The 22,818-nt window shown below is 45.0% G+C and carries 21 protein-coding genes; 9 read left to right on the top strand and 12 right to left on the bottom strand.

Annotated features, from left to right (window positions below):
• From pstA to KNL20_RS01125, 4 genes are all read right to left on the bottom strand, one after another.
• Positions 1–846: a phosphate ABC transporter permease PstA gene (gene pstA, locus KNL20_RS01140; protein ID WP_329957484.1), complete on the bottom strand. Its 846-nt coding sequence runs from the start codon at positions 844–846 to the stop codon at positions 1–3.
• Entirely contained in the window at positions 836–1,702 is an 867-nt protein-coding gene (gene pstC / locus KNL20_RS01135) for a phosphate ABC transporter permease subunit PstC (RefSeq protein ID WP_230398867.1), read from the bottom strand. The genes pstA and pstC overlap by 11 nt, the downstream gene beginning before the upstream one ends.
• A 19-nt stretch (positions 1,703–1,721) precedes the next feature.
• The gene (locus tag KNL20_RS01130) at positions 1,722–2,603 is read right to left on the bottom strand and encodes a substrate-binding domain-containing protein (RefSeq protein ID WP_230398866.1); all 882 of its coding nucleotides are present in this window, start codon (positions 2,601–2,603) and stop codon (positions 1,722–1,724) included.
• 109 nt (positions 2,604–2,712) lie between these two features.
• The gene (locus tag KNL20_RS01125; RefSeq protein WP_230398865.1) at positions 2,713–3,024 is read right to left on the bottom strand and encodes a DUF3784 domain-containing protein; all 312 of its coding nucleotides are present in this window, start codon (positions 3,022–3,024) and stop codon (positions 2,713–2,715) included.
• Positions 3,025–3,185: 161 nt separating this feature from the next.
• Here KNL20_RS01125 and tsaE point away from each other — a divergent pair, with 161 nt between their 5' ends.
• The 5 genes from tsaE (at position 3,186) to KNL20_RS01100 (ending at position 5,733) form a co-directional block, all read left to right on the top strand.
• Positions 3,186–3,653: a tRNA (adenosine(37)-N6)-threonylcarbamoyltransferase complex ATPase subunit type 1 TsaE gene (gene tsaE, locus KNL20_RS01120; protein ID WP_230398864.1), complete on the top strand. Its 468-nt coding sequence runs from the start codon at positions 3,186–3,188 to the stop codon at positions 3,651–3,653.
• Positions 3,650–4,381, top strand: a complete 732-nt coding sequence (tsaB, locus tag KNL20_RS01115; protein ID WP_230398863.1) for a tRNA (adenosine(37)-N6)-threonylcarbamoyltransferase complex dimerization subunit type 1 TsaB — start codon at positions 3,650–3,652, stop codon at positions 4,379–4,381. Before tsaE ends, tsaB begins: the two co-directional genes overlap by 4 nt.
• Positions 4,378–4,824: a ribosomal protein S18-alanine N-acetyltransferase gene (gene rimI, locus KNL20_RS01110; protein WP_230398862.1), complete on the top strand. Its 447-nt coding sequence runs from the start codon at positions 4,378–4,380 to the stop codon at positions 4,822–4,824. Before tsaB ends, rimI begins: the two co-directional genes overlap by 4 nt.
• A 74-nt stretch (positions 4,825–4,898) precedes the next feature.
• Positions 4,899–5,141: a hypothetical protein gene (locus KNL20_RS01105; RefSeq protein WP_230398861.1), complete on the top strand. Its 243-nt coding sequence runs from the start codon at positions 4,899–4,901 to the stop codon at positions 5,139–5,141.
• 73 nt (positions 5,142–5,214) lie between these two features.
• Entirely contained in the window at positions 5,215–5,733 is a 519-nt protein-coding gene (locus KNL20_RS01100) for a peptidylprolyl isomerase (protein WP_230398860.1), read from the top strand.
• Between the two features lie 64 nt (positions 5,734–5,797).
• On the opposite strand, the gene KNL20_RS01095 is transcribed toward KNL20_RS01100, so the two are convergent.
• On the bottom strand, positions 5,798–6,463 hold the full coding sequence (locus KNL20_RS01095) for a YigZ family protein (protein WP_230398859.1): 666 nt from the start codon (positions 6,461–6,463) through the stop codon (positions 5,798–5,800).
• Between the two features lie 166 nt (positions 6,464–6,629).
• Here KNL20_RS01095 and KNL20_RS01090 point away from each other — a divergent pair, with 166 nt between their 5' ends.
• The gene (locus tag KNL20_RS01090; protein WP_230398858.1) at positions 6,630–9,140 is read left to right on the top strand and encodes a transglycosylase domain-containing protein; all 2,511 of its coding nucleotides are present in this window, start codon (positions 6,630–6,632) and stop codon (positions 9,138–9,140) included.
• Positions 9,141–9,197: 57 nt separating this feature from the next.
• On the opposite strand, the gene KNL20_RS01085 is transcribed toward KNL20_RS01090, so the two are convergent.
• The 4 genes from KNL20_RS01085 to ftsH all read right to left on the bottom strand — a co-directional run bounded on the left by KNL20_RS01085 (position 9,198) and on the right by ftsH (position 15,071).
• Positions 9,198–10,133: an ROK family glucokinase gene (locus KNL20_RS01085; RefSeq protein WP_230398857.1), complete on the bottom strand. Its 936-nt coding sequence runs from the start codon at positions 10,131–10,133 to the stop codon at positions 9,198–9,200.
• 5 nt (positions 10,134–10,138) lie between these two features.
• A complete protein-coding gene (gene hprK, locus KNL20_RS01080) occupies positions 10,139–11,071 on the bottom strand; it encodes an HPr(Ser) kinase/phosphatase (protein ID WP_230398856.1) in 933 nt (310 codons plus the stop codon).
• Positions 11,072–11,141: 70 nt separating this feature from the next.
• Positions 11,142–12,986 carry an excinuclease ABC subunit UvrC gene (gene uvrC, locus KNL20_RS01075; RefSeq protein WP_230398855.1) on the bottom strand — a complete coding sequence of 615 codons (1,845 nt, stop codon included), beginning with the start codon at positions 12,984–12,986 and terminating at the stop codon, positions 11,142–11,144.
• Between the two features lie 75 nt (positions 12,987–13,061).
• Positions 13,062–15,071 carry an ATP-dependent zinc metalloprotease FtsH gene (gene ftsH, locus KNL20_RS01070; protein ID WP_230398854.1) on the bottom strand — a complete coding sequence of 670 codons (2,010 nt, stop codon included), beginning with the start codon at positions 15,069–15,071 and terminating at the stop codon, positions 13,062–13,064.
• Between the two features lie 163 nt (positions 15,072–15,234).
• On the opposite strand from ftsH, the gene KNL20_RS01065 reads away from it, so the two are divergent.
• The gene (locus KNL20_RS01065; protein WP_230398853.1) at positions 15,235–16,695 is read left to right on the top strand and encodes a DUF1846 domain-containing protein; all 1,461 of its coding nucleotides are present in this window, start codon (positions 15,235–15,237) and stop codon (positions 16,693–16,695) included.
• Positions 16,696–16,738: 43 nt separating this feature from the next.
• Here the strand turns inward: KNL20_RS01065 and galE are convergent, their stop codons facing one another.
• The 3 genes from galE to KNL20_RS01050 are packed head-to-tail and all read right to left on the bottom strand — an operon-like array spanning position 16,739 to position 20,477.
• Positions 16,739–17,758: a UDP-glucose 4-epimerase GalE gene (galE, locus tag KNL20_RS01060; protein ID WP_230398852.1), complete on the bottom strand. Its 1,020-nt coding sequence runs from the start codon at positions 17,756–17,758 to the stop codon at positions 16,739–16,741.
• 36 nt (positions 17,759–17,794) lie between these two features.
• Entirely contained in the window at positions 17,795–19,288 is a 1,494-nt protein-coding gene (galT, locus tag KNL20_RS01055; protein WP_230398851.1) for a UDP-glucose--hexose-1-phosphate uridylyltransferase, read from the bottom strand.
• 19 nt (positions 19,289–19,307) lie between these two features.
• Positions 19,308–20,477 (bottom strand): galactokinase, encoded by a 1,170-nt coding sequence (locus KNL20_RS01050; RefSeq protein WP_230398850.1) that lies wholly within the window; start codon positions 20,475–20,477, stop codon positions 19,308–19,310.
• A gap of 124 nt (positions 20,478–20,601) precedes the next feature.
• On the opposite strand from KNL20_RS01050, the gene KNL20_RS01045 reads away from it, so the two are divergent.
• Both KNL20_RS01045 and KNL20_RS01040 read left to right on the top strand, forming a co-directional pair.
• Positions 20,602–21,510 carry an AraC family transcriptional regulator gene (locus KNL20_RS01045; RefSeq protein WP_230398849.1) on the top strand — a complete coding sequence of 303 codons (909 nt, stop codon included), beginning with the start codon at positions 20,602–20,604 and terminating at the stop codon, positions 21,508–21,510.
• Positions 21,507–22,817 (top strand): HAD hydrolase family protein, encoded by a 1,311-nt coding sequence (locus KNL20_RS01040; protein ID WP_230398848.1) that lies wholly within the window; start codon positions 21,507–21,509, stop codon positions 22,815–22,817. Before KNL20_RS01045 ends, KNL20_RS01040 begins: the two co-directional genes overlap by 4 nt.
• The last annotated feature ends 1 nt before the right edge of the window (position 22,818 follow it).

Here is a 22,818-nt window from a genome sequence, read left to right as displayed (position 1 = left end):
TTATCCTTTCGCGATTTTTTTGGCAGCAAGTCCTGACAGCCCATTGATGAGCAAGACAAAACCTAAGAGAATAACTGCAGTGGCATAGGCTTTATCCATATGGAGTCCTTCGCTGGACAAAACATACATATGAACTGCAAGGGTTCGTCCCGAATCCATAAATCCGGCGTATTTTGCCACAGTTCCAGCCGTAAAAATTAAGGCTGCGGTCTCCCCCACCACCCGGCCGGTGCCCAATATAATGCCTGAAAGGATTCCGGGTATTGCAGAGGGCAGCACAATCCGGAAGATGGTGCGCAGTTTTCCGGCTCCCAGTCCGAAGCTTGCCTCCCGGTAAGAATCAGGAACTGACAACAATGCCTCCTCTGACGTCCGCATAATAAGAGGCAGTATCATGATTGCCATCGTAAATGCACCTGTGAGCATGGAATATCCCCAGTTCAAAGCAGTGGCAAAAAACAACATTCCGAATAATCCATAGACAATGGATGGGATTCCGGACAACGTTTCCGCCGTGATGCGGATCAGACTCACCAATTTTCCCTTGTTATCTGTATACTCAACAAGAAAAATTGCGGCGAACACACCCAGCGGCACAGCGATGAGCAGAGAAATTATGGTCATAAACAGCGTATTTACAACTGCCGGTACCAGTGATGCATTTTCACTGGTATATTCCAAAGCAAATAAATCCGGGGTAATATTCCCCAGTCCCTTTATCAATATGAACAATACCAGAAATGCCAGTACTGCCATCGCAAGGCAAAAGGCTCCCCAGGTAAGTGCAGTAAGCAGTTTTGATGTATAGCTCTTTCTATAAGTAACCACGATTTTGTTATTTTCCATGCTCCGACCTCCGATTCAGTACCGTCACAATCAGATTGATGATCAGGATAAATACAAAAAGCACAACACCGGTTGCGATTAAGGCTTCTCTGTGGAGATCAGCTGCATATCCCATTTCCAACACGATGTTGGAGGTAAGTGTCCGTATTCCTTTTGTAAGACCTTTCGGCATGCGCGCCTGGTTTCCGGCAACCATGATTACCGCCATCGTCTCCCCAACCGCACGTCCTATACCAAGAACAATTCCGGCTATAATGCCTGATTTTGCTGCCGGAACAACGATAAAGAATACACTCTGCGTATGTGTGGCACCAAGGGCTAATGCTCCCTCATAATAACTGTCAGGCACACTTTGAAGAGCTGACTCTGTTACACCTACCACTGTGGGAAGAATCATAATAGCTAATAATATGGAGGCGGTCAGCATTGTGTTCCCGTTTGGGATTCCAAATACTTCTTTTACGAACGGAACCAAAACTACAAGACCGAAAAAGCCATATACCACGGATGGAACTCCGGCCATCAGGTTAATCGCCGAACGGCAGAACCCGTATATCTTATGGGGACAAAACCGTGCCAGAAAAATCGAGGTCAGCAGTGCAATCGGCACTCCAAAAATGATTGCTCCTGCCGTAACATAAATACTTCCCATAATCATAGGAAGAACCCCATACAAATTGTTACCCGGTTTCCAGGTTTTCCCCAGCAGGAAATCAAAGACCCCAATCTGACGGATAGCAGGAATACCATTTGCAAACAAAAACACACAGATGAGAATTACGGCCAGTACCGAGGCACAGGCCGCTATCAAAAACACTATTTTCATAAGTGTCTCTTTCATTTCACGTACTTTCATATCTGAATTCTCCTATACATCACTGTGTAAGTTCGGACCAATCGGTAATTTCACCGGTGTAAATATCCTTCACCTGGCTGCTTTTCAATTCGTCAATTGCATTATCTTTATTAACAATGACCGCTATACCATCCGTTGCAATTACCGTAGAAGTAAGACCAAAGGAGGATTCAGAATCTTTTAATTCACGGGATGCCATACCAATATCACAAAGTCCATCTCTTGTTGAAGTAACGCCTGTCGTGGAGTCAGACTGCTGTACCTCAATTTCTGCATTCGCATTGACCGTCTTATATGCTTCAGCCAGTTTTTCCATAACCGGTGTTACAGAGGATGAGCCTGCCACCACAATCTTACCTTTTGGATTTGTACCCTGATAAGCATCCAGTCCATCCAGCGGAATATATCCTTCGGCTTCTACGACTTTTTGTCCATCGCTGCTTAAGATATAATTTACAAATTCCTGTGCGGCTTCACTGATATCATCCTTTGTAACTATATTAAATGGCCTGGTAATCTTATAGGAGCCTGTCTTTACACTGTCGGCACTGGCCACAGCTCCGTCAATCTTCAAGGCCTTTACCGTATCGTTCAAAGATCCCAGTGAGATATATCCAATAGAAGAGGCATCACCGGCCACTGTCGTCATCATAACCGATGTATTATTCGTAATCTGAGCCTCCTCAGACGTCATGTCTGACTTTTCACCATTTTGTTCCTCTTCAATACCGAACAATTCAATAAACGCACCTCTTGTTCCGGAACCGTCTTCACGGGAAATCAGGTTAATCGCAGCACTATCCTTTGCATCACTCTTTTTGCCGTTGCTGCTTCCACAGCCTGTGACCATCACAGCTGCTATTGTTATCGCTATTGCTGCTGCTATTTTTTTTCTCTTCATAATGTTCTCCTCTTGCTATCATTTTACACATAAATCAGTTCTTTATGCAAATTCATCATAGCAAGGTTTTGTAAAATCCAAAATCAGAGAAATGTAAAATCCATGTAAATTAAAAGTTTTTCTTAATATATACCAAGGCTGCAATTATGAATATAATCATAGCAAGCAAAACCCCCAGATTAACCAGAGGATAGGTTTGTCCGAAAAGAGCCAGCAAGAGCTCCGCCAGCGCAAGCCCGGCCGTAAATACACCCATGACCTTGCTGAATTTACGCTGTTTTTCAGGAGGCCACTTTTTCCTGGGATTTTCTCTCTTGCCATCGAACATGTCGAGAATAAATTCTCCCTTGTCACTAAACATTAATACACTGATAACGGCCAGCACGATAGCCAGCACCCAGTCAAACGATTCTGAAAACATATAATTCTACCCCCTGATCAAGCTTATGGATAAGCTGCAATTTAAATTTATTACACATAGAATAACAAATTTTACTGCGTTTGTCGAGCAGATGTACATTGTATCAGAATCTGACTTGTGCTATGATGATACCAGGATAAAAAAAGAAGCAGGAGTATCTTATGGAAATAGAAACACACAGTGCGGCAGAAACATCCGCACTTGGACAAAGGCTTGGCGAACAGGCTTTGCCGGGACAGATTTATACATTGACTGGTGACCTCGGCGTTGGCAAGACCGTCCTTACACAGGGCCTTGCCAAAGGGCTTGGTATTACAGAGCCAGTCAGCAGCCCCACCTTTACCATCGTACAGGTATATGAAGACGGCCGGCTTCCATTCTATCATTTTGATGTATATCGGATTGGAGATATTGAAGAGATGGAGGAGATCGGGTATGATGATTATTTTTTCGGACAGGGTGTAACCATGATTGAATGGGCAAATCTGATTGAAGAACTGCTTCCCGAAAATATTATCTCCGTAATGATTGAAAAGAATCTGGACAAGGGCTTTGATTACAGGAAAATAACGATTCAGGGACTTCCGGATGAAGTGCTGAATATAAGGGGGACCGGATATCAGTTATGAAACTTTTAGCACTGGACAGCTCCGGGCTGGTGGCTTCCGTCGCCATACTCGAAGATGAAAACTTATTAGCAGAATATACTGTAAACTATAAAAAGACACATTCACAGACTTTGCTGCCGATGTTAGATACCATCGCACAGATGATTGAGCTGGATCTTAATACGATAGATGCCATTGCGATTGCATCAGGTCCCGGCTCATTTACAGGCCTTAGAATCGGTTCGGCAACTGCTAAAGGCCTTGGTCTGGCACTGGGTAAGCCTTTAATCGAGGTTCCCACCGTGGAGGCTCTGGCTTATAATATCTATGACAGTGACAAAATCATCTGTCCGATTATGGATGCCCGCCGTTCTCAGGTTTATACCGGTATCTATGATTATGAGGATCATGTTTTAAGAATCCTGGAGGATCAGATGGCAATCGGGGTCACGGATCTGGCAGAAAAACTGAATTTGCTGGGACGTGAAGTGATCTTTCTTGGAGATGGAGCCCCCGTCTACCGGGATTTGCTGGAATCCAGTCTTATCATCCCATATTCCTATGCTCCCGCTCATGTAAATAAGCAACGCGCTGCTGCTGTCGGAGCATTGGGCGAAATTTATTATGCCAGGGGAATCGTAGTCAGCGCAGAGGCGCACCGGCCGGAATACTTAAGGAAACCACAGGCAGAAAGAGAACGGGAGGAAGCTGTAAAATCGGCCGAAAAGACAGAGGGTGAACATCTATGATTACAATCAGAGAAATGCTGTTTGAGGATTTGGATCAGGTACTGTCTATAGAAGAAGCCAATTTTTCCGTACCGTGGACTGCCAATGGATTCCTTTCCTTTCTTATGCGGGAGGACGCCTATTTTCTTGTGGCTGTGGAAGGAAATCATATACTGGGATACTGCGGCGTGATACTCACACCTCCCGAGTCAGATATTACCAATATTTGTGTAGCTCAGGACTTTCGCCGCAAAGGGGTTGCCCGCAAACTGCTTGAGCAGTTAAGTTCAAAGCTCGTGCAGCAGGGAATCCGGGAAATCCATCTGGAAGTCCGTGAAAGCAACTTACCGGCTCTCACTTTATATCGGAAACTGGGATTTAATCAGGACGGACTCCGCCCCCGCTATTATGAATCTCCGACTGAGAATGCGGTTCTCATGACCTGCCGGCTTCCTGCCCAATAGTTCCCACTGGAAATTTTGACATCCGTGCTTTACACTGAAGACGTAGACAAAAGCAGTTTTTGGAGGATATAGGAATGAGAACGTATGATAAAAAAACAAAAAAGCTGATTCGTGTAGTCTGCAATTGCTGTGGCAGAGAATTGAAGCTTATAGATGACGCACCTGTAGAGGACATCTGTTATGTAGACAGCTGTTGGGGATACTTTTCCGGAAAGGATATGGAAAGACACCGTTTTGAATTATGTGAATCCTGCTATGACAAAATAGTAGCGACGCTTGCAATTCCACCGGATATTTCTGAAATCTCCGAACTATAGGCGGAACCCCTCTTGCGAAAAGAGGGGTTTTCTTGTAAAATAGTCCCTATATCAAATTTTAAAGGAGATTACTATGGCAAATCCAATAATTACGATAACCCTGGAAAATGGGGATGTCATGAAAGCAGAACTTTATCCGGAAATCGCACCGAATACTGTAAACAATTTTATCAGCCTGGTTAAGAAGGGATTTTACAACGGTCTGACCTTCCATCGTGTGATTCCGGGATTTATGATTCAGGGCGGATGCCCGTCCGGCAATGGCACAGGCGGCCCCGGCTATAACATCAAGGGAGAATTTTCCCAGAACGGTTTTGAAAATAGCCTGAATCACGAAGAAGGTGTATTATCCATGGCACGCGCCATGCAGCCAGACTCCGCCGGCAGCCAGTTCTTTATCATGCATAAGAATTCACCTCATCTGGATGGTGCCTATGCTGCCTTCGGCAAGGTAACAGAAGGCCTTGAAGTAGTTGACAAAATTGCAAATGTTCCTACCGATTACAGAGACTGCCCGCTGGAGGCTGTGAAAATCGCATCTGTAACCGCAGACACCTCAGGTGAGGATTATCCGGAACCTGAAAAGTGCTGATTACCGCGTAAAGATATAGCTGAATAGTTATCTGTTTCGGAGCCCTTCAGGGCTCCGCTTTGTTTTATGGCCGCAGTGCATCTCCGGTTAGAATTCTTCCTTTCAGGATAGCAAAATAACGGTTTTCTTTCTCACTCATGACGGCCCGTCCATTGGTAGCTTCGGTAATCTCTGCCTTCAGGGACTGGATTTGACTGATGGGTGCCAGGATTGTGATTGCCGCCACATCTGTATACTGACTATCTGTGATGGGAATCTTATATTTTCCCAAAATATACTGAATCTTTCCTATTCCGTTATAATCGGTTTGGATTTCCAGAAGTGTTCCGTATTGCTTCTCAATGATGGTACTGGCTTTTATTCCCTCCCGGGCAGCAGCAGAATAGGCACGGACAAGACCTCCTGTTCCAAGAAGTGTCCCGCCAAAATAACGGGTCACCACCAAAGCAATATTGCACAGTCCTTCACCCAGAAGCACATCCAGCATTGGACGTCCGGCTGTCCCCCCGGGTTCTCCATCATCTCCTGCTCTCACGATTTCCTGGCGTTCTCCAATCGTATAGGCAAAGCAGTTATGACGGGCATCCCAATACTTTTTTTTCATTTCCTCTATAAACCCAAGCGCCTCTTCTTCGCTTTCTGCTAATCTGACATTCGCTATAAACCGTGATTTCTTCTCAATTGTCTCCGCCTCACCGCCACTGTAGATTGTCTTATATCTTTCGATCATGTTTTCACCCCGATTTCGTATAAATCATTTATATTATAGCACATTTGATGAAGAAAATATGAACTTTTGTTTAGGGGGCTTTATTTCAAATTTGATATTTGTTATAATGAAGTCTGATTATTCAAAATATATAGCAGTTGAAAGAAGTATAAAGAAAGGGTATAGTATGAACTTTGGTAAAAAGAGCGTATCCGGGAAGCGCGAGAAAATCAACTCCTCATCCGCCAAGATTGAAAAGACGGCTGGTGTGACCGCATTGCGTGTGTTGTTTTTTGGCCTTCTGACCATCGTAGCTATGGGCATCTGTCTTGGAATCGGAGCCTTCCGGGGACTGATTGACAGTGCACCTGATATCTCGGACGTGAATATTATGCCAATGGGTTATGCAACTTTTATCTATGACTCAGATGGTAATGAAATACAGAAATTAAATTCTTCTGATGGCAACCGTATTTCGGTATCCATCGATGAAATCCCGGAAAGCATGCAGCATGCCATTGTGGCAGTGGAAGATTCCCGTTTTTATGAGCATAACGGAATTGATCCCCAGGGTATTGCACGTGCAGTTTTCGTCGCTGTAAAAAACCGCGGCAAGAATATGGAAGGTGCCAGTACGATTACGCAGCAGCTGCTGAAGAACAATGTCTTTACGAACTGGGTACATGAAGGATCCATGGAAAGATTCCGCCGGAAATTCCAGGAGCAGTATCTTGCTGTCAAGCTTGAGAGCAGCCTGAAAGCCAAGGGGCTGAATGCCAAAGACATCATTCTGGAAAACTATTTGAATACGGTTAACTTTGGTGCGGGTGCCTATGGAATCCAGACGGCCGCCCAGACATATTTTGGAAAAAACTGTGCAGATCTGAATCTTTCAGAAAGTTCCGTTCTGGCAGCAATTCCACAAAACCCCAGCAAATACAATCCGAAAAGGCATCCCGAATACAATGCGCAGCGCAGAAAAAAGGTGCTTAGTGATATGCTGAAGCAGAATTACATTTCCCAGGCAGAATACGATGAAGCTCTGTCAGATGATGTATACTCCAGAGTCATACAGGATTCCGACTCCACGACTGACCAGCCATATTCTTATTTTGTTGATGCTCTGGTCTCCCGTTTGAAAGAAGATCTGATGACCCAGAAAGGTTATTCGGAAATACAGGCCAAAAATGCGATTTACAGTGGCGGATTAAAGATTTATACCACGCAGGATCAAAGTATCCAGCAAATTATGGACGAAGAATTTCAAAATCCCGATAATTATCCTGCAGAAACCGAGATTGGTCTGGATTGGGCATTATCCGTAAAGCATGCAGACAAGCCCGATGAAATAAAGAATTACAGTCAGGAGATGCTTCAAAAATATTTTCGGGATCAGGGGGATGAAGGCTTTGACCTACTGTTCTCCACAGAAGAAGAAGCTCAGGCAGCCGTAGATACTTACAAGGCTGCAATTGTGAAGGATGGCGATACCGTAGTTGCAGAACGTACCAGTTTCACCCCCGAGCCCCAGGCCTCCATGGTAATTATGGATCAGTATACCGGCTATGTAAAAGGACTGATAGGCGGACGCGGCACGAAGACTGCCAGCCTGACTCTAAATCGTGGTACCGATACCTACCGCCAGCCCGGTTCTACTTTTAAAATTTTATCCACCTATGGCCCGGCATTGGATACGGATGCCATTACTCTGTCAACTGTTGTTGCGGATGAGCCATATCAGTACGAAACCGGAACTCCGCTCAAGAATGCGGATGGAAGGTATCATGGAAATGTGACAATACGAAAGTCAATAGAGAATTCTTATAACATCGTAGCAGTAAAAACTTTAACAGACATTACCCCTCAGCTGGGATTCAACTATCTTAAAAAGATGGGATTTGATGGCCTGGTTGATTCGACAGCTGTGGATATCAGGCAACCTCTGGCTCTGGGAGGTGTCAGCAAAGGCGTCACGACTTTGCAGCTGACTGCAGCCTATGCGGCAGTTGCTAACAAAGGAAGCTATCTGGAACCCGTTTTATATACGAAAGTGTTAGATCAGGAAGGGAATGTGCTTTTGGATAATACACCTGCAAAGACACACATCTTTAAGGAAAGTACTGCTTATCTCCTTACGAGTGCCATGGAGGATGTCGTCAAATATGGGACAGGTACTATGTGCCGGCTGGACAACATGTCCGTGGCAGGAAAGACAGGAACCACTACTTCCGCCAAGGATCTTGTATTTGCAGGTTTTACACCTTATTACACCGCTGCTGTATGGGCCGGTTATGACAACAATATAGCTGTTCCCAAAAGCTCGCAGAACTTTCATAAAGTATTGTGGCAGAAGGTAATGAGCCGCATCCATGAGGGCCTGCCCGATGTAGGATTTGAAGAACCTTCAACAGTAAAGGAAGCAACCATCTGCTCGGCTTCCGGATTGCTGGCCGGATCCGGTTGTCCCCGTGCTACCGAATACTTCGACCTTGACAGTGTTCCTACCAAGAGGTGTACACAGCACTATGTAGCACCAACACCTACGCCAACGCCAACACCGGATGCAAATTCCCCTGTGACCCCTCCCTCTGAAGGCGAGACAAAACCCGAAAATTCAGGTGGAAATCCTACAGAGACGCCTACCGACCCATCACCTGCTCCGGATAATCCGTCACCTTCGGAGGAGCCCCAGGAATAGAGCAAAGTGGTCGTTAATCGAGTAAAAGGAACTGCCAGGCGGCAGTTCCTTTTGTATTTATTCAAGAGCCAGCTTTGCCGCTCCATAGATTCCGGCGTCGTTACCCAACTCAGCCTGAACCAGAGGCGTTTCTTTACAAGCTGCAAAAGCAAACCTCTTATAAAATTTCTGGATTGCATCAATTAACGGCTGGCCGGCTTTCGAAACACCGCCGCCTATTACAAAAATCTCCGGATCCACAACACAGGCAAAGATGGCGAGCGCATTTCCCAGATATCGCGCAAAATCATCTACAATCTTGACCGCTGTGCTGTCACCCTCTTTATACGCATCCAACACATCCTTGGCAGAAATCCGATCCGGATTCAGAACTGTCTGCTCCTTTGTCTTTGCAAGTTCCTGCCTTGCAAGTCTGACAAGGCCGGTAGCCGAAGTAAACTGCTCCAGACAGCCATGGTTTCCGCAGTTGCAGGCCTCATCAAGTTCAGGCTCCATAGCAGCATGACCGATCTCTCCTCCTGCCCCATGGGCTCCGGTCACAATTTTCCCATCCACAATAATTCCGCCGCCTACACCGGTTCCAAGCGTTACCATAATCAGATTCTTTGTCCCTTTTCCGCCGCCTTTCCACATTTCTCCAAGTGCGGCCACATTGGCATCATTTCCAACTTTTACGGGAATCTCCAATAATTCTTCCAATTCCTCTGCAACTTTTTTATGACCCCAGAAGAGATTGACTGCCGCCAAAACCTCCCGTTCGGCTATGACCGGCCCCGGTACCCCTATGCCTAATCCGGCCACATCCTCTTTCAAAAGCCTCTTTTCCTTCATCTTTTGCTGCACACTCCTGGCAACATCTGGTATAATCTCGCATCCGTTCTTCTGTGTTTGCGTTTTTACTTCCCACTTGTCCAACACTGTTCCGTCCGTCCTGAATAGACCGAACTTTATGGACGTCCCCCCGATATCAATTCCGAATACATATCCAGCCACTTTATCTAGTCCTCTCTTTTCTTTGCAAGATTCGCCTGCACACGCTTGTACAATTCCTGTGCGGCATTATAACCCATCTTCTTCTGCCTGTGATTTACCGCCGCAGTTTCCACTATAATAGCCAGATTCCTTCCCGGACGGATAGGAAGGGAGTGGCACACAACCTGATTGCCCAAAAGCTCTATATATTCCTCTTCCAGTCCCAGACGGTCATACTCCTTATCCCTGTCCCATTCTTCCAGTTTAATGACTAAATCTATAGATTGGGTATTCTTCACGCTTTCCACACCAAACAGGGTTTTTACATCGATAATACCTATACCGCGTAATTCGATAAAATGCCTGGTGATATCCGGCGCTGACCCGACCAGCGTGATATCACTGACCCGGCTGATCTCCACTACATCATCACTTACAAGCCTGTGACCCCGCTTAATCAGCTCCAGTGCCGCTTCACTCTTGCCGATTCCGCTTTCGCCCATGATAAGAACACCCTCACCAAATACATCCACCAACACACCGTGTATGGAGATTGCCGGGGCCAGCTGGACATTCAGCCAACGGATGATCTCTGCCATAAATGCAGAAGTCCTCTTATCTGTTCCCAAAACAGGTACCTTATATTTTCTGCACAGCTGCAAAAGCTCATTACCCGGAACCATCTGGGTAGTAAAAATCACGCAGGGTATGTCCCTGGATACAAATTGCTCAAAAGCCTTTACTCTCTTTTCTTCATCCAGATGCTGCAGATAAGTGAACTCAACATAGCCGATAATCTGAACACGTTCACTCGCAAAATGCTCATAATATCCTGTCAACTGTAAAGCAGGGCGGTTAATATCCGGTATTGAAATTTTGACATCCGTCATCTCAATATCCGGAGTCAGATTCTTGAGATTCATTTCCTCGACCAACTTAACCAGACTAATCTCTTTCATACGCCTCTTCCTTTCTCCATGTGGCCTTTAACTTTATATGTTACTATTTTATCATATCACTCCGGCCACTTCAACTAATGCCGTCTGATGTTTCATGAAAAAATTCATACACTGCTTTTGCAGATTTTTCATTCATAGATGAAAGTTTGGACAGGTCTTCCACAGTTGCTGCCTTTATCTCGTCAATCCCCTGGAAGTGACGCATCAGTTCCTTCCTTCTGGTTGGCCCGATTCCGGGAATATCATCCAAAATGGAATGCACCTGCCCTTTGCTCCTTAAAAGGCGATGGTATTCAATTGCGAAACGATGTGCTTCATCCTGTATTCTGGTAATCAATTTAAAGCCTTCGCTATCTTTATCAATGGGAATCTCCACGTTATCAAAATACAGCCCGCGGGTCCGGTGTTTATCATCCTTTACCATACCTGATACGGGAATATCAAGCCCCATCTCTTCCAACACTTCAAGCGCAATATTCACCTGCCCCCGTCCTCCGTCCATCATAATCAGGTCCGGCAGACGTTCAAATCCGGAATCCTGTTCTACACCACGCCGGAATCTCCTTGTCAGAACTTCTTTCATACTGGCATAGTCATTGGGGCCTTTTACCGATTTTATACGGAATTTCCGATAATCCGCACGTTTCGGTTTGCCCTTTTCATATACTACCATGGAGCCGACGGATTGAAATCCACTGACATTCGAAATATCATATGCTTCAATTCGCATCAGTCCCTTCAAGGACAGCAGATTCTCGATTTCTTTCATAGCCCCGATGGTACGACCTTCTTCCTTCTTTAATTTTTCGCGATCCTGGTTTAAGATAATACCGGCATTTCTCTGCGCCAGTTCCACCAGCTTTTCCTGCTGCCCCTTTTTAGGGATACGGATATGAACGCGCTGTCCCCGCTTTTTGGTCAGCCATTCCTCCAGAACCTCCTGTTCCTCGATTTCATCAGACAGCATCAGTTCTCTGGGGATAAATGGGGTTCCCGAGTAAAACTGCTTGATAAAACTTTGAAGAATAACTCCTCTGGTATCCTCATCTGCTACACGCAGGTAAAAATGCTCTCTGCCTATCAGCTTTCCATCCCTGATAAAGAACACCTGAGCAACCGCATCCTTTTTATCCACTTCCACTGCAACCACATCTTTGTCCTCGCCATCGCTGCGTGTAATCTTCTGCCGCTCTCCGATTCTTTTTACATTTTCAATCAGATCCCTGTATTCGAGGGCCTCTTCAAAGCGTAATTCCTCCGACGCTGTCAGCATCTTCTCTTCCAGATCCTTTAAGACCCCTTTCATATTGCCACCCAGAAAATCCAGAGCTTTATCCACCTGTTTACGGTATTCCTCTTGACTGATGTACCCCTGGCATGGTGCCTTGCACTGTTTGATATGATAATACAGGCAAGGGCGGTCATTTCCGATTTCTTTCGGAAGACTGCGGTTGCAGGAGCGAATCAGATACAGTTTCCGCAGCAGCTCTATGGTTTCCTTCACTGCCAGAGCACTGGTATAGGGTCCAAAGTACCTGGACTTATCCTTCTTCATCCGCCTTGCAAACAGAATTCTGGGATAGGCCTCACCCACTGTCACCTGAATGAACGGATAAGCTTTATCGTCTTTCAGCATTGTGTTATACTTGGGACGATACTCTTTAATCAGGTTACACTCCAATACCAGGGCCTCCAGCTCTGAGTCGGTTACGATATACTCAAATCTGGCAATCTGAGGTACCATCTGCTCAATCTTCAAGCCCTTATTTCTGCTGCTTTGAAAATATTGCCGTACACGGTTCTTCAGGCTGATCGCCTTTCCCACATAAATGATGGTGTCTTTGGCATCATGCATCAAATAAACACCCGGCTTTGCGGGCAGCTTCTTTAATTCCTCCTGAATATCAAAAACCATTCCTGTCTCCTTCAATCATAACTTCAACAATACAAGCAAACCCCCAGGAAATATATCTATTCCTGAGGGATTTCTTTACTGTTTATCTGGCTTCTCACCCTGCAAAGGCTGCTCTGTCTGCTGCTTTTTTATCTGTTCCCCATCTGGCTGCTGTCCATCTGTCAGCTCCGTATCCGGCTGCTCCAACTGCTTCTTTCCTTCTCCGGTTCCCTTCACCTGATGAAAGATTTCCATAAATTCTTTTCCGGTGATGGTCTCCTTCTGTATCAAATATTCAGCGATTTTATCCAGTGCATCTCTGTTGTCCATCAGTAACTGCTTTGCCTGATCATAGGATGCTTTCATGATTTCCATAATTTCATGGTCAATCTCAGTTTCTGTTGCATCTCCACAGTTCAGATAGGCCCTGCCATCCAGATACTGATTTTCCTGCGAAGCCAGACCCATCAGGCCGAACTTTTCAGACATTCCATATTGTGTAATCATAGCGCGAACAATCGATGTTGCCTTCTCGATATCGTTGGAGGCGCCTGTCGTAACATTTCCAAAAACGATTTCTTCTGCTGCACGACCGGCCAGCAGGCCCACAACCATCGCCTCAAGTTCCGCCTTCGTATTCAGATACTTCTCTTCCTCAGGCACGTGCATAACGTATCCGAGCGCTCCCATGGTACGGGGTACGATGGTAATTTTCTGCACCGGCTCGGAATTCTTCTGGAGTGCACTGACGAGTGCATGCCCCACCTCATGGTAAGAAACAATCCTGCGCTCTTCCTGACTTAAGATCCGGTCTTTCTTTTCTTTACCCACCAATACGATCTCCACCGCCTCAAACAAATCCTTTTGTGACACGGCCTTTCTGCCATTCTTCACCGCCAGAATTGCAGCTTCATTGATCATATTGGCCAGATCTGATCCCGCAGCCCCACTGGTGGCAAGTGCAATGGCATCAAAATCTACCGTCTCATCCAGTGCCACCTTGTTGGCATGAACTTTCAGTATGTTGACGCGCCCCTTCAGATCCGGGCGGTCCACAATTACCCGCCGGTCAAAACGGCCGGGTCTTAGAAGTGCCGGATCCAGTACCTCCGGACGGTTTGTCGCAGCCAGAATCAGCAGTCCCTGGGAGGTATCAAAACCATCCATCTCCGCCAGCAGCTGATTCAATGTCTGTTCTCTTTCATCATTTCCCCCGTATTTGGCATCACGGGTTTTACCAATTGCATCAATCTCATCAATAAAGATAATACAGGGTGCATTCTTTTTCGCCTCTTCAAACAGGTCTCTGACACGGGAAGCACCTACGCCCACAAACATCTCAACAAACTCAGAACCGGACAGTGAAAAGAACGGTACATGCGCTTCTCCTGCGACGGCCTTGGCAAGGAGTGTTTTTCCTGTTCCAGGCGGACCTACAAGAAGCGCTCCCTTTGGAAGTTTCGCACCGATCGCCGTATATTTTGCAGGATTATGGAGAAATTCAACAACTTCCTGCAAAGACTCCTTGGCTTCGTCCTGCCCTGCCACATCTTTAAACGTAATCCCGGTCTCTTTCTGCACATAGGTCTTGGCCTTACTCTTGCCAACGCCCATCATCCCACCGCCGCCTTTATTCATCATGCGCATAATCAAGCTGAATCCTACGACAAGCAAAATCACAGGAATCAGAAAGTTCAATATGGCTGCGACGATGGAAGCAGTAGCATCCGGCAGTTTTTTTTCAAATTGAATATTGTCATTATTTTTAATGTTATGTTCGTTCAAAAGGTCTCTCAGGGAGTTTTCATCTCCCACCATGGTAGTTGTATATGTGAAATCCAGCCCCTCATACTTCTGCTCTTTGGGAACGATGGTCAATGTTCCTGATTCAATCGTTACCTCTTTAACTTCACTCTTCTCAACCATCTTCATGAACTTATCATAGGAAATTTCCTTTGATGTCGAGCTATTTATCATGTTGTTGAAAATCCCCATAAAAATCAGGCTCAGTAAAATACATATAATTATAATTAAAAATGTTTGTCTATTCTTCGGGCCTCCGCCTCCCTGGCTCGGCCCGTTATTATTATCGTCTGGCAAATTCATGCTTTTCCTCCTTATTCCAACCATTTTTTATTATAAAGTATATCCTGGGGATAAGCAATTAAAACTTTATTAAAAAGTTGCCCGATATTCCCTATTCTATAATGAATCGGAACATGGTATACTAATTTCTGGTATAACCGACATTAAATACAGGAGTGTCCAAATGAAAACAGGATTTGATAATGAAAAATACTTAAAGATGCAGTCCGAACATATTAAAGAACGGATTAATCAATTTGATAACAAATTATATCTGGAATTTGGTGGTAAGCTGTTTGACGATTATCATGCCTCCAGAGTTCTGCCGGGGTTTGCTCCGGACAGCAAACTGCGTATGCTGATGCAGTTATCTGACCAGGCGGAGATCGTCATGGCAATTTCTGCATCCGATATAGAGAAAAATAAGGTAAGAGGAGACTTGGGGATTACCTATGACAGTGATGTTCTTCGTCTGATTGACGAGTTCCGGAATAAGGGTCTTTATGTCGGGAGTGTTGTTATTACTCAGTTTGCCGGTCAGCATAATGCTGCACTGTTCAAAAAGAGGCTGGAGAATCTTGGGATAAAAGCATATCTTCACTATGTCATACCCGGTTATCCCGGAAACATCCCTCTGATCGTCAGTGATGAGGGTTATGGTAAGAACGAATATATTGAAACCTCCAGACCTTTGGTTGTCGTTACCGCACCGGGCCCCGGAAGCGGAAAGATGGCCACCTGCCTGTCCCAGCTTTACCACGAACATAAAAGGGGCATTCATGCCGGATATGCGAAGTATGAAACCTTCCCGATCTGGAACCTCCCTTTAAAGCACCCGGTGAATCTGGCCTATGAAGCTGCCACAGCCGATTTGAACGATATTAATATGATTGATCCCTTCCATCTGGAAGCCTATGGCACCACAACTGTGAATTATAACCGGGATGTAGAGATTTTTCCTGTTCTAAATGCAATTTTCGAAAAGATCTTTGGCGAAAGCCCCTACAAATCCCCTACGGATATGGGCGTAAACATGGCTGGAAACTGTATCATTGATGACGATGTCTGCAGGCAGGCCTCCAGACAGGAAATCATTCGGAGATACTATCACGCCATAGAGGGGATTGCAGAGGGAACCAGTTCTGAAGAAGAAGCCTTCAAAATTGAGTTGCTCATGAAACAGGAACATCTTAGCGTCAACGACAGAAGCACCGTATCCCCTGCGCTTGTCCGCGCTGAAGCCACCAACGCACCGGCCGCCGCCATGGAACTTCCGAATGGAAAAATCATTACCGGAAAAACCGGCGATCTCCTTGGCCCCAGTGCTGCTCTTCTCTTAAACGCACTGAAAGAGCTGGCTGGAATCGACCATGAGAAACACATCATCTCTCCCACAGCCATAGAGCCTATCCAGACTCTGAAGACCAGATATCTGGGGAGCAAGAACCCCCGCCTGCATACCGACGAGGTTCTGATTGCTCTGTCCACCACCGCCTCCAGAAGCGATGATGCAAAACTGGCTCTCTCACAGCTATCCAGGCTTCAGGGCTGTCAGGTTCACTCAAGTGTAATTCTTTCCGAGGTGGATAAAAAAATGTTCCATCGTCTGGGATGTTCCCTGACCTGTGAACCAAAATACGCTTAAAAGTAAGGGGGCTGCTGCAGCCCCCTTACTTTAGCGGTACTTCTTATTCTCCCTGATATCCATCCGGATTTTTGGACTGCCAGTTCCAGGAATCCATACACATCTCTTCAATACCGTATGCAGCTTCCCATCCCAATGCTTCCTTTGCCTTGTCACATTTGGAATAGCAGGTTGCAATATCTCCGGCACGCCGCGGCTTTATCTCATAAGGAATCTCATGTCCGCATGCCTTTTCAAATGCCTTGATTACATCCAGAACACTGTAACCTTTTCCGGTTCCCAGATTGTAGACACTGACACCTTCTTTGTCTGCCAGTTTGGAAATCGCTTTTACATGTCCTTTTGCCAGATCCACAACGTGGATATAATCCCTTACTCCCGTACCATCCGGTGTATCATAGTCATTGCCAAATACACCTACGCATTGCAGCTTTCCTATGGCAACCTGTGCGACATAGGGCAGCAGATTATTCGGAATTCCTTTCGGGTCCTCACCAATCAGACCACTCTTATGGGCACCGATCGGATTAAAGTAGCGGAGAAGGATTACATTCCACTCCGGATCGGCAGTATGCAGATCCGTCAGAATCTGCTCTAACATCCATTTTGTCCATCCATAAGGGTTCGTAGGTATTCCCTTCGGGCATTCTTCCGTAATCGGTATCTGTGCAGGGTCACCGTATACGGTAGCGGAGGAACTGAAGATGATGTTTTTAACGCCATGATTTCTCATTACATCACACAGGTTCAAGGTTCCAGTTATATTGTTATGGTAGTATTCCAAGGGTTTGTAAACAGACTCTCCAACTGCTTTTAAACCGGCAAAATGAATGACGGCATTTATTTTTTCTTCCGTAAAGATTTTTTCCATTCCTTCTTTATCCAGTATATCTGTTTCATAGAATACTACGGACTTACCGGTAATCTTCTGAATCCGTTCCACCGCTTTATAGCTTGAATTATAAAGGTTATCCATAATCACAACCTCATAACCCTCATTTAACAACTCCACACAGGTATGACTTCCTATATAACCCGCTCCGCCTGTTACTAATATCTTCATAAGAATCCTCCTTGTCTGATAATGGGTATCTACAGTTTAAAGCATCTGAATAAATCTTGCAAATGATTCCCGGCCTTCTTTTGTACATTTATATACACCGGCATCTTCCAGAACACCAACGAATACTTTTCCTATCTCATTTTTCAGGATTTCCATCACATTTTCCTCATTGATTTCTGAATAGGCGGTAAGAAATGCTTCTACCCAGCCGGCATGCTTTTCCAGAACCTCATTTGACCGTATATCTTTTCCCTCCAGGATATATTCTGCTAAAAGCTGCATCTCCTCCTTTAATCGGGCCGGCAGAACTGCCAATCCCATAACCTCAATTAATCCGATATTTTCTTTCTTAATATGATGGTAGCGGGCATGTGGATGATACAATCCTAACGGGCACTCCTCAGTTGTCAGATTATTGCGCAATGCCAGATCCAATTCAAAGGTATCTCCCACCTTTCGTGCAATTGGTGTTATCGTATTATGTGGTTCTCCATCGGTCTCGGCCAAAATCATCGCTTCTTCGTCCGTATAATTCCGCCAGCAATTTAATATATGCTCTGCAAGATCAATCAGGCGGCTGTCCTCCTTATGGCGGATACGAATGACCGAAAGCGGCCAATTTACGATGCCCACCTCTACATCCTCAAATCCCTTAATTTTAAAATGCTGTTCGATTGGTGCCTTTGCCATAGCAAATGTATAGTTCCCGCCCTGATAGTGATCATGACTCAAAATCGAGCCTCCGACAATCGGCAGATCCGCATTTGATCCAATAAAATAGTGTGGAAACAGCTTGATAAAATCAAACAATTTTACAAAAGTCGCCCGTTCTATACGCATCGGAATATGCTCATTATTAAACAATATGCAATGCTCATTATAGTAAACATACGGTGAGTACTGAAATCCCCAGGGGCTGTCATTGATCGTAAGTGGTATGACCCTGTGGTTCTGTCGGGCCGGATGATTCACCCGGCCTGCATATCCCACGTTCTCCTTACAAAGCAGGCACTTTGGATAACCGCTTTGCTTTACAGCCCTTGCAGCTGCAATCGCTTTTGGATCCTTTTCCGGCTTGGAAAGATTGATGGAAATATCAATATCACCATATTGACTGGATACCTTCCATCTTAAATCCTTTTTAATGCGGTATCGCCTGATATAATCCGTATCCTGACTGAATTTATAGAAGAAATCCGTGGCTTCTTCTGGACTTTTCCTGTAAAGTTCCTGAAATCTGCCGGTAACCTCACCCGGACGCGGAACCAGACATCCCATCAGCTTTGTATCAAACAAATCTCTATATACCACACTGTCATGCGTAAGCAACCCTTTTTCCACAGCATAATCCAAAAGCTCTTTCAATGTCCCTTCCAACTCTACATCTACATATGTTTCCGCCGGTTCTTCATACGCTTCTTCCTGTAAAACCTCTAAAATACGGTTTGTGGCATAGATGCGGTCCTCTTCCATGATTAAACCTGTTTCAACACCATATTGGACCAGCTTTTTTATACTATTATAAATCATGCGTTCCTCCAGATTTCTGTTACCGTGTGCCTGCTCCATCGCCGATATCTACCACATAGAAATCGGCTGCATAACCAATTTTCTTTTGATATGCATTTCCTACCGCTTCTATAAACGGATCAATTGCCTCGTTTTGGACGATGCTGACTGTGCAGCCTCCAAATCCTGCCCCTGTCATGCGCGAACCAATGACGCCATGACACTTCCAGGCCTCTTCCACCAGGGTATCCAGTTCAATTCCTGTCACCTCATAATCATCTCTCAAAGACACATGGGATGCATTCATCAGTTTCCCGAACTTTTCAATTTCACCCTTCTGAAGTGCCTCCACTGCCTGGATGGTTCTCTGGTTTTCATATACCGCATGCTTTGCGCGTCTTTGGTGCACCGGATCTTTTATGCTATCCTTTACACCTTCAAATTCTTCTATTGATAATGCCCCAAGGCTTTCGATATCCCTTACTTTCTGAATCTCTTTCAAGGCAGTCTCGCACTCTTCTCTGCGCTCATTATACTTGGAGTCTCCCAGACCCCTTTTCTTATTGGAGCAGGCGATAACGATTCTTGCATTCTCCAACAGTACAGGCGCATACTGATAATTCAGATTGCTGGTATCCAAAAATATCGCATGATCCTTCTTTCCCATGGCAATAGAGAATTGATCCATAATTCCGCAGTTGACTCCATTATAGTGGTTTTCCGAGTACTGTCCAAACAGAGCCAAATCGATGTTACTGAGATGCTCAAATCCAAATAAGTCTCTTAGCATGACTCCTGTGACCACTTCCAGAGATGCTGAGGAAGAAAGTCCTGAGGCATTTGGAATATTTCCATACACAACCATATCAAATCCCTGGCTGATTTCAAATCCCTTTTGTCCAAAGGTCCAGACTACTCCTTTGGGATATTGCGTCCAGTTATCTCCCCCTTGCGGTTTCAATTCATCCAGTGAGGATTCCACCAGCCCTATATGCTCAAAATTTGCAGAATAGAATCTAAGTTTCCTGTCCTCTCTCTTCCTCGCATACAAATAAGTTCCAATAGTCAATGCACAGGGAAATACATGCCCACCATTATAATCCGTATGCTCACCTATGAGATTCACACGTCCCGGTGCAAAATATCCCCGTATATCCCCTCCGGCTCCAAACTTCTCTTCAAAACACATCTTAAGCTCTTCCGGCTTCATAATCACTTCCTCCTTGCATTCTTTGAATAATTTCATTATAATGAGATTATTATTTTATTTCTATAAATATCTTAGCAACTTTATATACTATATTGAGAATTCAATATGAGGGAAAGGAGAAGTCATGCAGCTGGCAACGAATGAAAAGCAAAAAGAACTTAAATCCCATGGACGTTTTGAGTTTCCTGTCTTTATCAGCCAGGAAGTCCTGTCCCGTTATGAACGGGGCTCCTTTACCTGGCACTGGCATCCGGAAATAGAACTTACTCTTGTTTTAGAAGGCCGCATCAGCTATCAGGTAAATAATCAGATATACCATCTTCAAAAGGGTGACGGCCTGTTCTGCAATTCAAATGCCCTCCATACCGGACACATGATAGACGGAGCGGACTGCTATTACATCTCCACCACCTTTCACCCTCGCATGATTTACGGTTTTGAAGGGAGTACGCTTCAGAAGGACTTTGTTAACCCCTTAATTGCGGATGCATCTCCAGGCTCCATTGCCTTTTCCAGAGATATTCCCTGGCATATGCCCGTTCTGGATGCCATGCATCAGATTTACCAGCTTTATTTGGAGCATCCGCCTTCTTTTGAGCTGCAGGTACAGTATCATTTGACATCTATCTGGCTGTCTATTTACAGCCACACCTCTGCAGATCTGTCAAAGGAATGTCAAACTGTAAGCTCCGGCCGGGATATTGAACGGCTTCGGAATATTCTCGGCTACATTCAGGAGCACTATAGTGAAAAAATCACACTTGAAGATATTTCCGCCGAGATAAATATATGCAAAAGTGAATGCTGCCGGTTTTTCAAGAAACATATGAATGAATCCCTGTTTGACTACCTGATGTACTACCGGATAGAAAAGAGCCTTCCCTTGCTGTCTGAAAATAAATTATCCATTTCAGAAATCGCAGACCAGACCGGCTTTTCCAGCTCCGGCTACTTTTCAAGAGTATTCCGGGAACAGATGCAGTGTTCCCCCACACAATACCGTAACGGCCGGAAAGGAGGCGGCAATTCTTGAACAATGCAAATGTATTTCAAAAAGTAATAAAAAGATGCAGCAACAGTTTTAAATCCATGCCCCAGATTGGTCTGCGGATCATAAAGACAGCGGCTTCGGTTTTTATTCTGCTTGCATTCTTTAAAATTGCAGGAATTGACCGGAGTCCTTTCTATGCCGTAATTGCCACGATTCTCTGCATGCAGTCAGATCTATCAGGCAGTAAACAGACAGCCTTAAACCGGGCGTTCGGAACCACTGTCGGAGCCATATTTGCACTGGTGTTCACCATACTTGAGGTTCATTATCACCTGATTGTCCCCGGTACCTGGCCTCAGCTCATCCTGACTGCCTTGTTTGTGGTATGTGTCATCTATGTGACCGTATTGTTTCATAAAGGTTCGGCTTCTTATATTTCCTGCGTGGTCTTCTTAAGTGCTACGATTGTTTCCCGGGATGAGACGGGAGGGTCTCTTCTATTCGTATTATACCGCTTTACCGATACAATGTCCGGAATTCTTCTGGCCTACTGCATCAACTGGCTTCATCTGCCCCGTAAAAAGCAGCAGAATATCCTCTTCATCTCTGCGCTTGAGCGCCTGTCCCAGAATGGGCAGATGAATCCTTACACAAAAAGAGAACTGAATCGCCTGATTGATGCGGGAGCTAATTTCACTATATCTACCAGCCGGACTCCCGCCGCCATCATGGACGAGGCAGCGAATCTTCATCTGAACCTTCCGGTTATCGCCATGGATGGAGCAATGCTCTATGATATAAAAGAAAACCGGTATTTGTTAAAATATATCATGAGCCATCAGACTGTATTAAAAATCGAAGAAGTTTTAAAAAAAGAGGGGTATCATTACTTTGAAAATGTAATCATTGATGATGTCCTGTTGATTTACTACCAGGACTTTAAGACGGAAGAACAAAAAGACTATTATGAAAGTCTGCGAAAATCACCATTTCGTAATTATATCCATGGAGTCCGCCCCAAACAGCAGGATGTGGTTTATTTCACCCTCCTGGACCAGCGTGCGCGCCTGGAAGAATTAAGAGATCTCCTGACGCGCGAGGGTCTGGATCAGAACTGCCGATTTATATTAAAAGAATCTAAGTATAAGAACCAATCTATCTTCCATATTCTGTGCAAAAATGCCAGAAAAGAGAATATGAATCATTATCTGCAGCATATGTTAAACCTGGAAAGCATCATGACCTTTGGCGAAACCCAGGGTGCATATGATGCTTCTGTACACAGCGGCGACTCGGTTCAGGTAGCCAAGTCTATCAAAAAAGCATATGAACCACTGGGGTTTGATTAGT

The organism is Novisyntrophococcus fermenticellae (assembly GCF_018866245.1).
Lineage (GTDB): Bacteria > Bacillota > Clostridia > Lachnospirales > Lachnospiraceae > Novisyntrophococcus > Novisyntrophococcus fermenticellae.
Note: the sequence above shows the minus strand (reverse complement) of the source record. Positions and strands in the feature narration are given on the sequence as shown.

Coding starts and splice junctions, on each gene's coding strand:
- tsaB (WP_230398863.1), top strand. CDS start 3,650: ATGAAACTTTTAGCACTGGACAGCTCCGGGCTGGTGGCTTCCGTCGCC.
- KNL20_RS01050 (WP_230398850.1), bottom strand. CDS start 20,477: ATGAAGCCGGAAGAGCTTAAGATGTGTTTTGAAGAGAAGTTTGGAGCC.
- ftsH (WP_230398854.1), bottom strand. CDS start 15,071: ATGAATTTGCCAGACGATAATAATAACGGGCCGAGCCAGGGAGGCGGA.
- pstC (WP_230398867.1), bottom strand. CDS start 1,702: ATGAAAGTACGTGAAATGAAAGAGACACTTATGAAAATAGTGTTTTTG.
- rimI (WP_230398862.1), top strand. CDS start 4,378: ATGATTACAATCAGAGAAATGCTGTTTGAGGATTTGGATCAGGTACTG.
- tsaE (WP_230398864.1), top strand. CDS start 3,186: ATGGAAATAGAAACACACAGTGCGGCAGAAACATCCGCACTTGGACAA.
- KNL20_RS01090 (WP_230398858.1), top strand. CDS start 6,630: ATGAACTTTGGTAAAAAGAGCGTATCCGGGAAGCGCGAGAAAATCAAC.
- galE (WP_230398852.1), bottom strand. CDS start 17,758: ATGAAGATATTAGTAACAGGCGGAGCGGGTTATATAGGAAGTCATACC.
- KNL20_RS01045 (WP_230398849.1), top strand. CDS start 20,602: ATGCAGCTGGCAACGAATGAAAAGCAAAAAGAACTTAAATCCCATGGA.
- KNL20_RS01095 (WP_230398859.1), bottom strand. CDS start 6,463: ATGATCGAAAGATATAAGACAATCTACAGTGGCGGTGAGGCGGAGACA.
- KNL20_RS01125 (WP_230398865.1), bottom strand. CDS start 3,024: ATGTTTTCAGAATCGTTTGACTGGGTGCTGGCTATCGTGCTGGCCGTT.
- KNL20_RS01065 (WP_230398853.1), top strand. CDS start 15,235: ATGAAAACAGGATTTGATAATGAAAAATACTTAAAGATGCAGTCCGAA.
- galT (WP_230398851.1), bottom strand. CDS start 19,288: ATGATTTATAATAGTATAAAAAAGCTGGTCCAATATGGTGTTGAAACA.
- KNL20_RS01130 (WP_230398866.1), bottom strand. CDS start 2,603: ATGAAGAGAAAAAAAATAGCAGCAGCAATAGCGATAACAATAGCAGCT.
- hprK (WP_230398856.1), bottom strand. CDS start 11,071: ATGAAAGAGATTAGTCTGGTTAAGTTGGTCGAGGAAATGAATCTCAAG.
- uvrC (WP_230398855.1), bottom strand. CDS start 12,986: ATGGTTTTTGATATTCAGGAGGAATTAAAGAAGCTGCCCGCAAAGCCG.
- KNL20_RS01105 (WP_230398861.1), top strand. CDS start 4,899: ATGAGAACGTATGATAAAAAAACAAAAAAGCTGATTCGTGTAGTCTGC.
- KNL20_RS01100 (WP_230398860.1), top strand. CDS start 5,215: ATGGCAAATCCAATAATTACGATAACCCTGGAAAATGGGGATGTCATG.
- pstA (WP_329957484.1), bottom strand. CDS start 846: ATGGAAAATAACAAAATCGTGGTTACTTATAGAAAGAGCTATACATCA.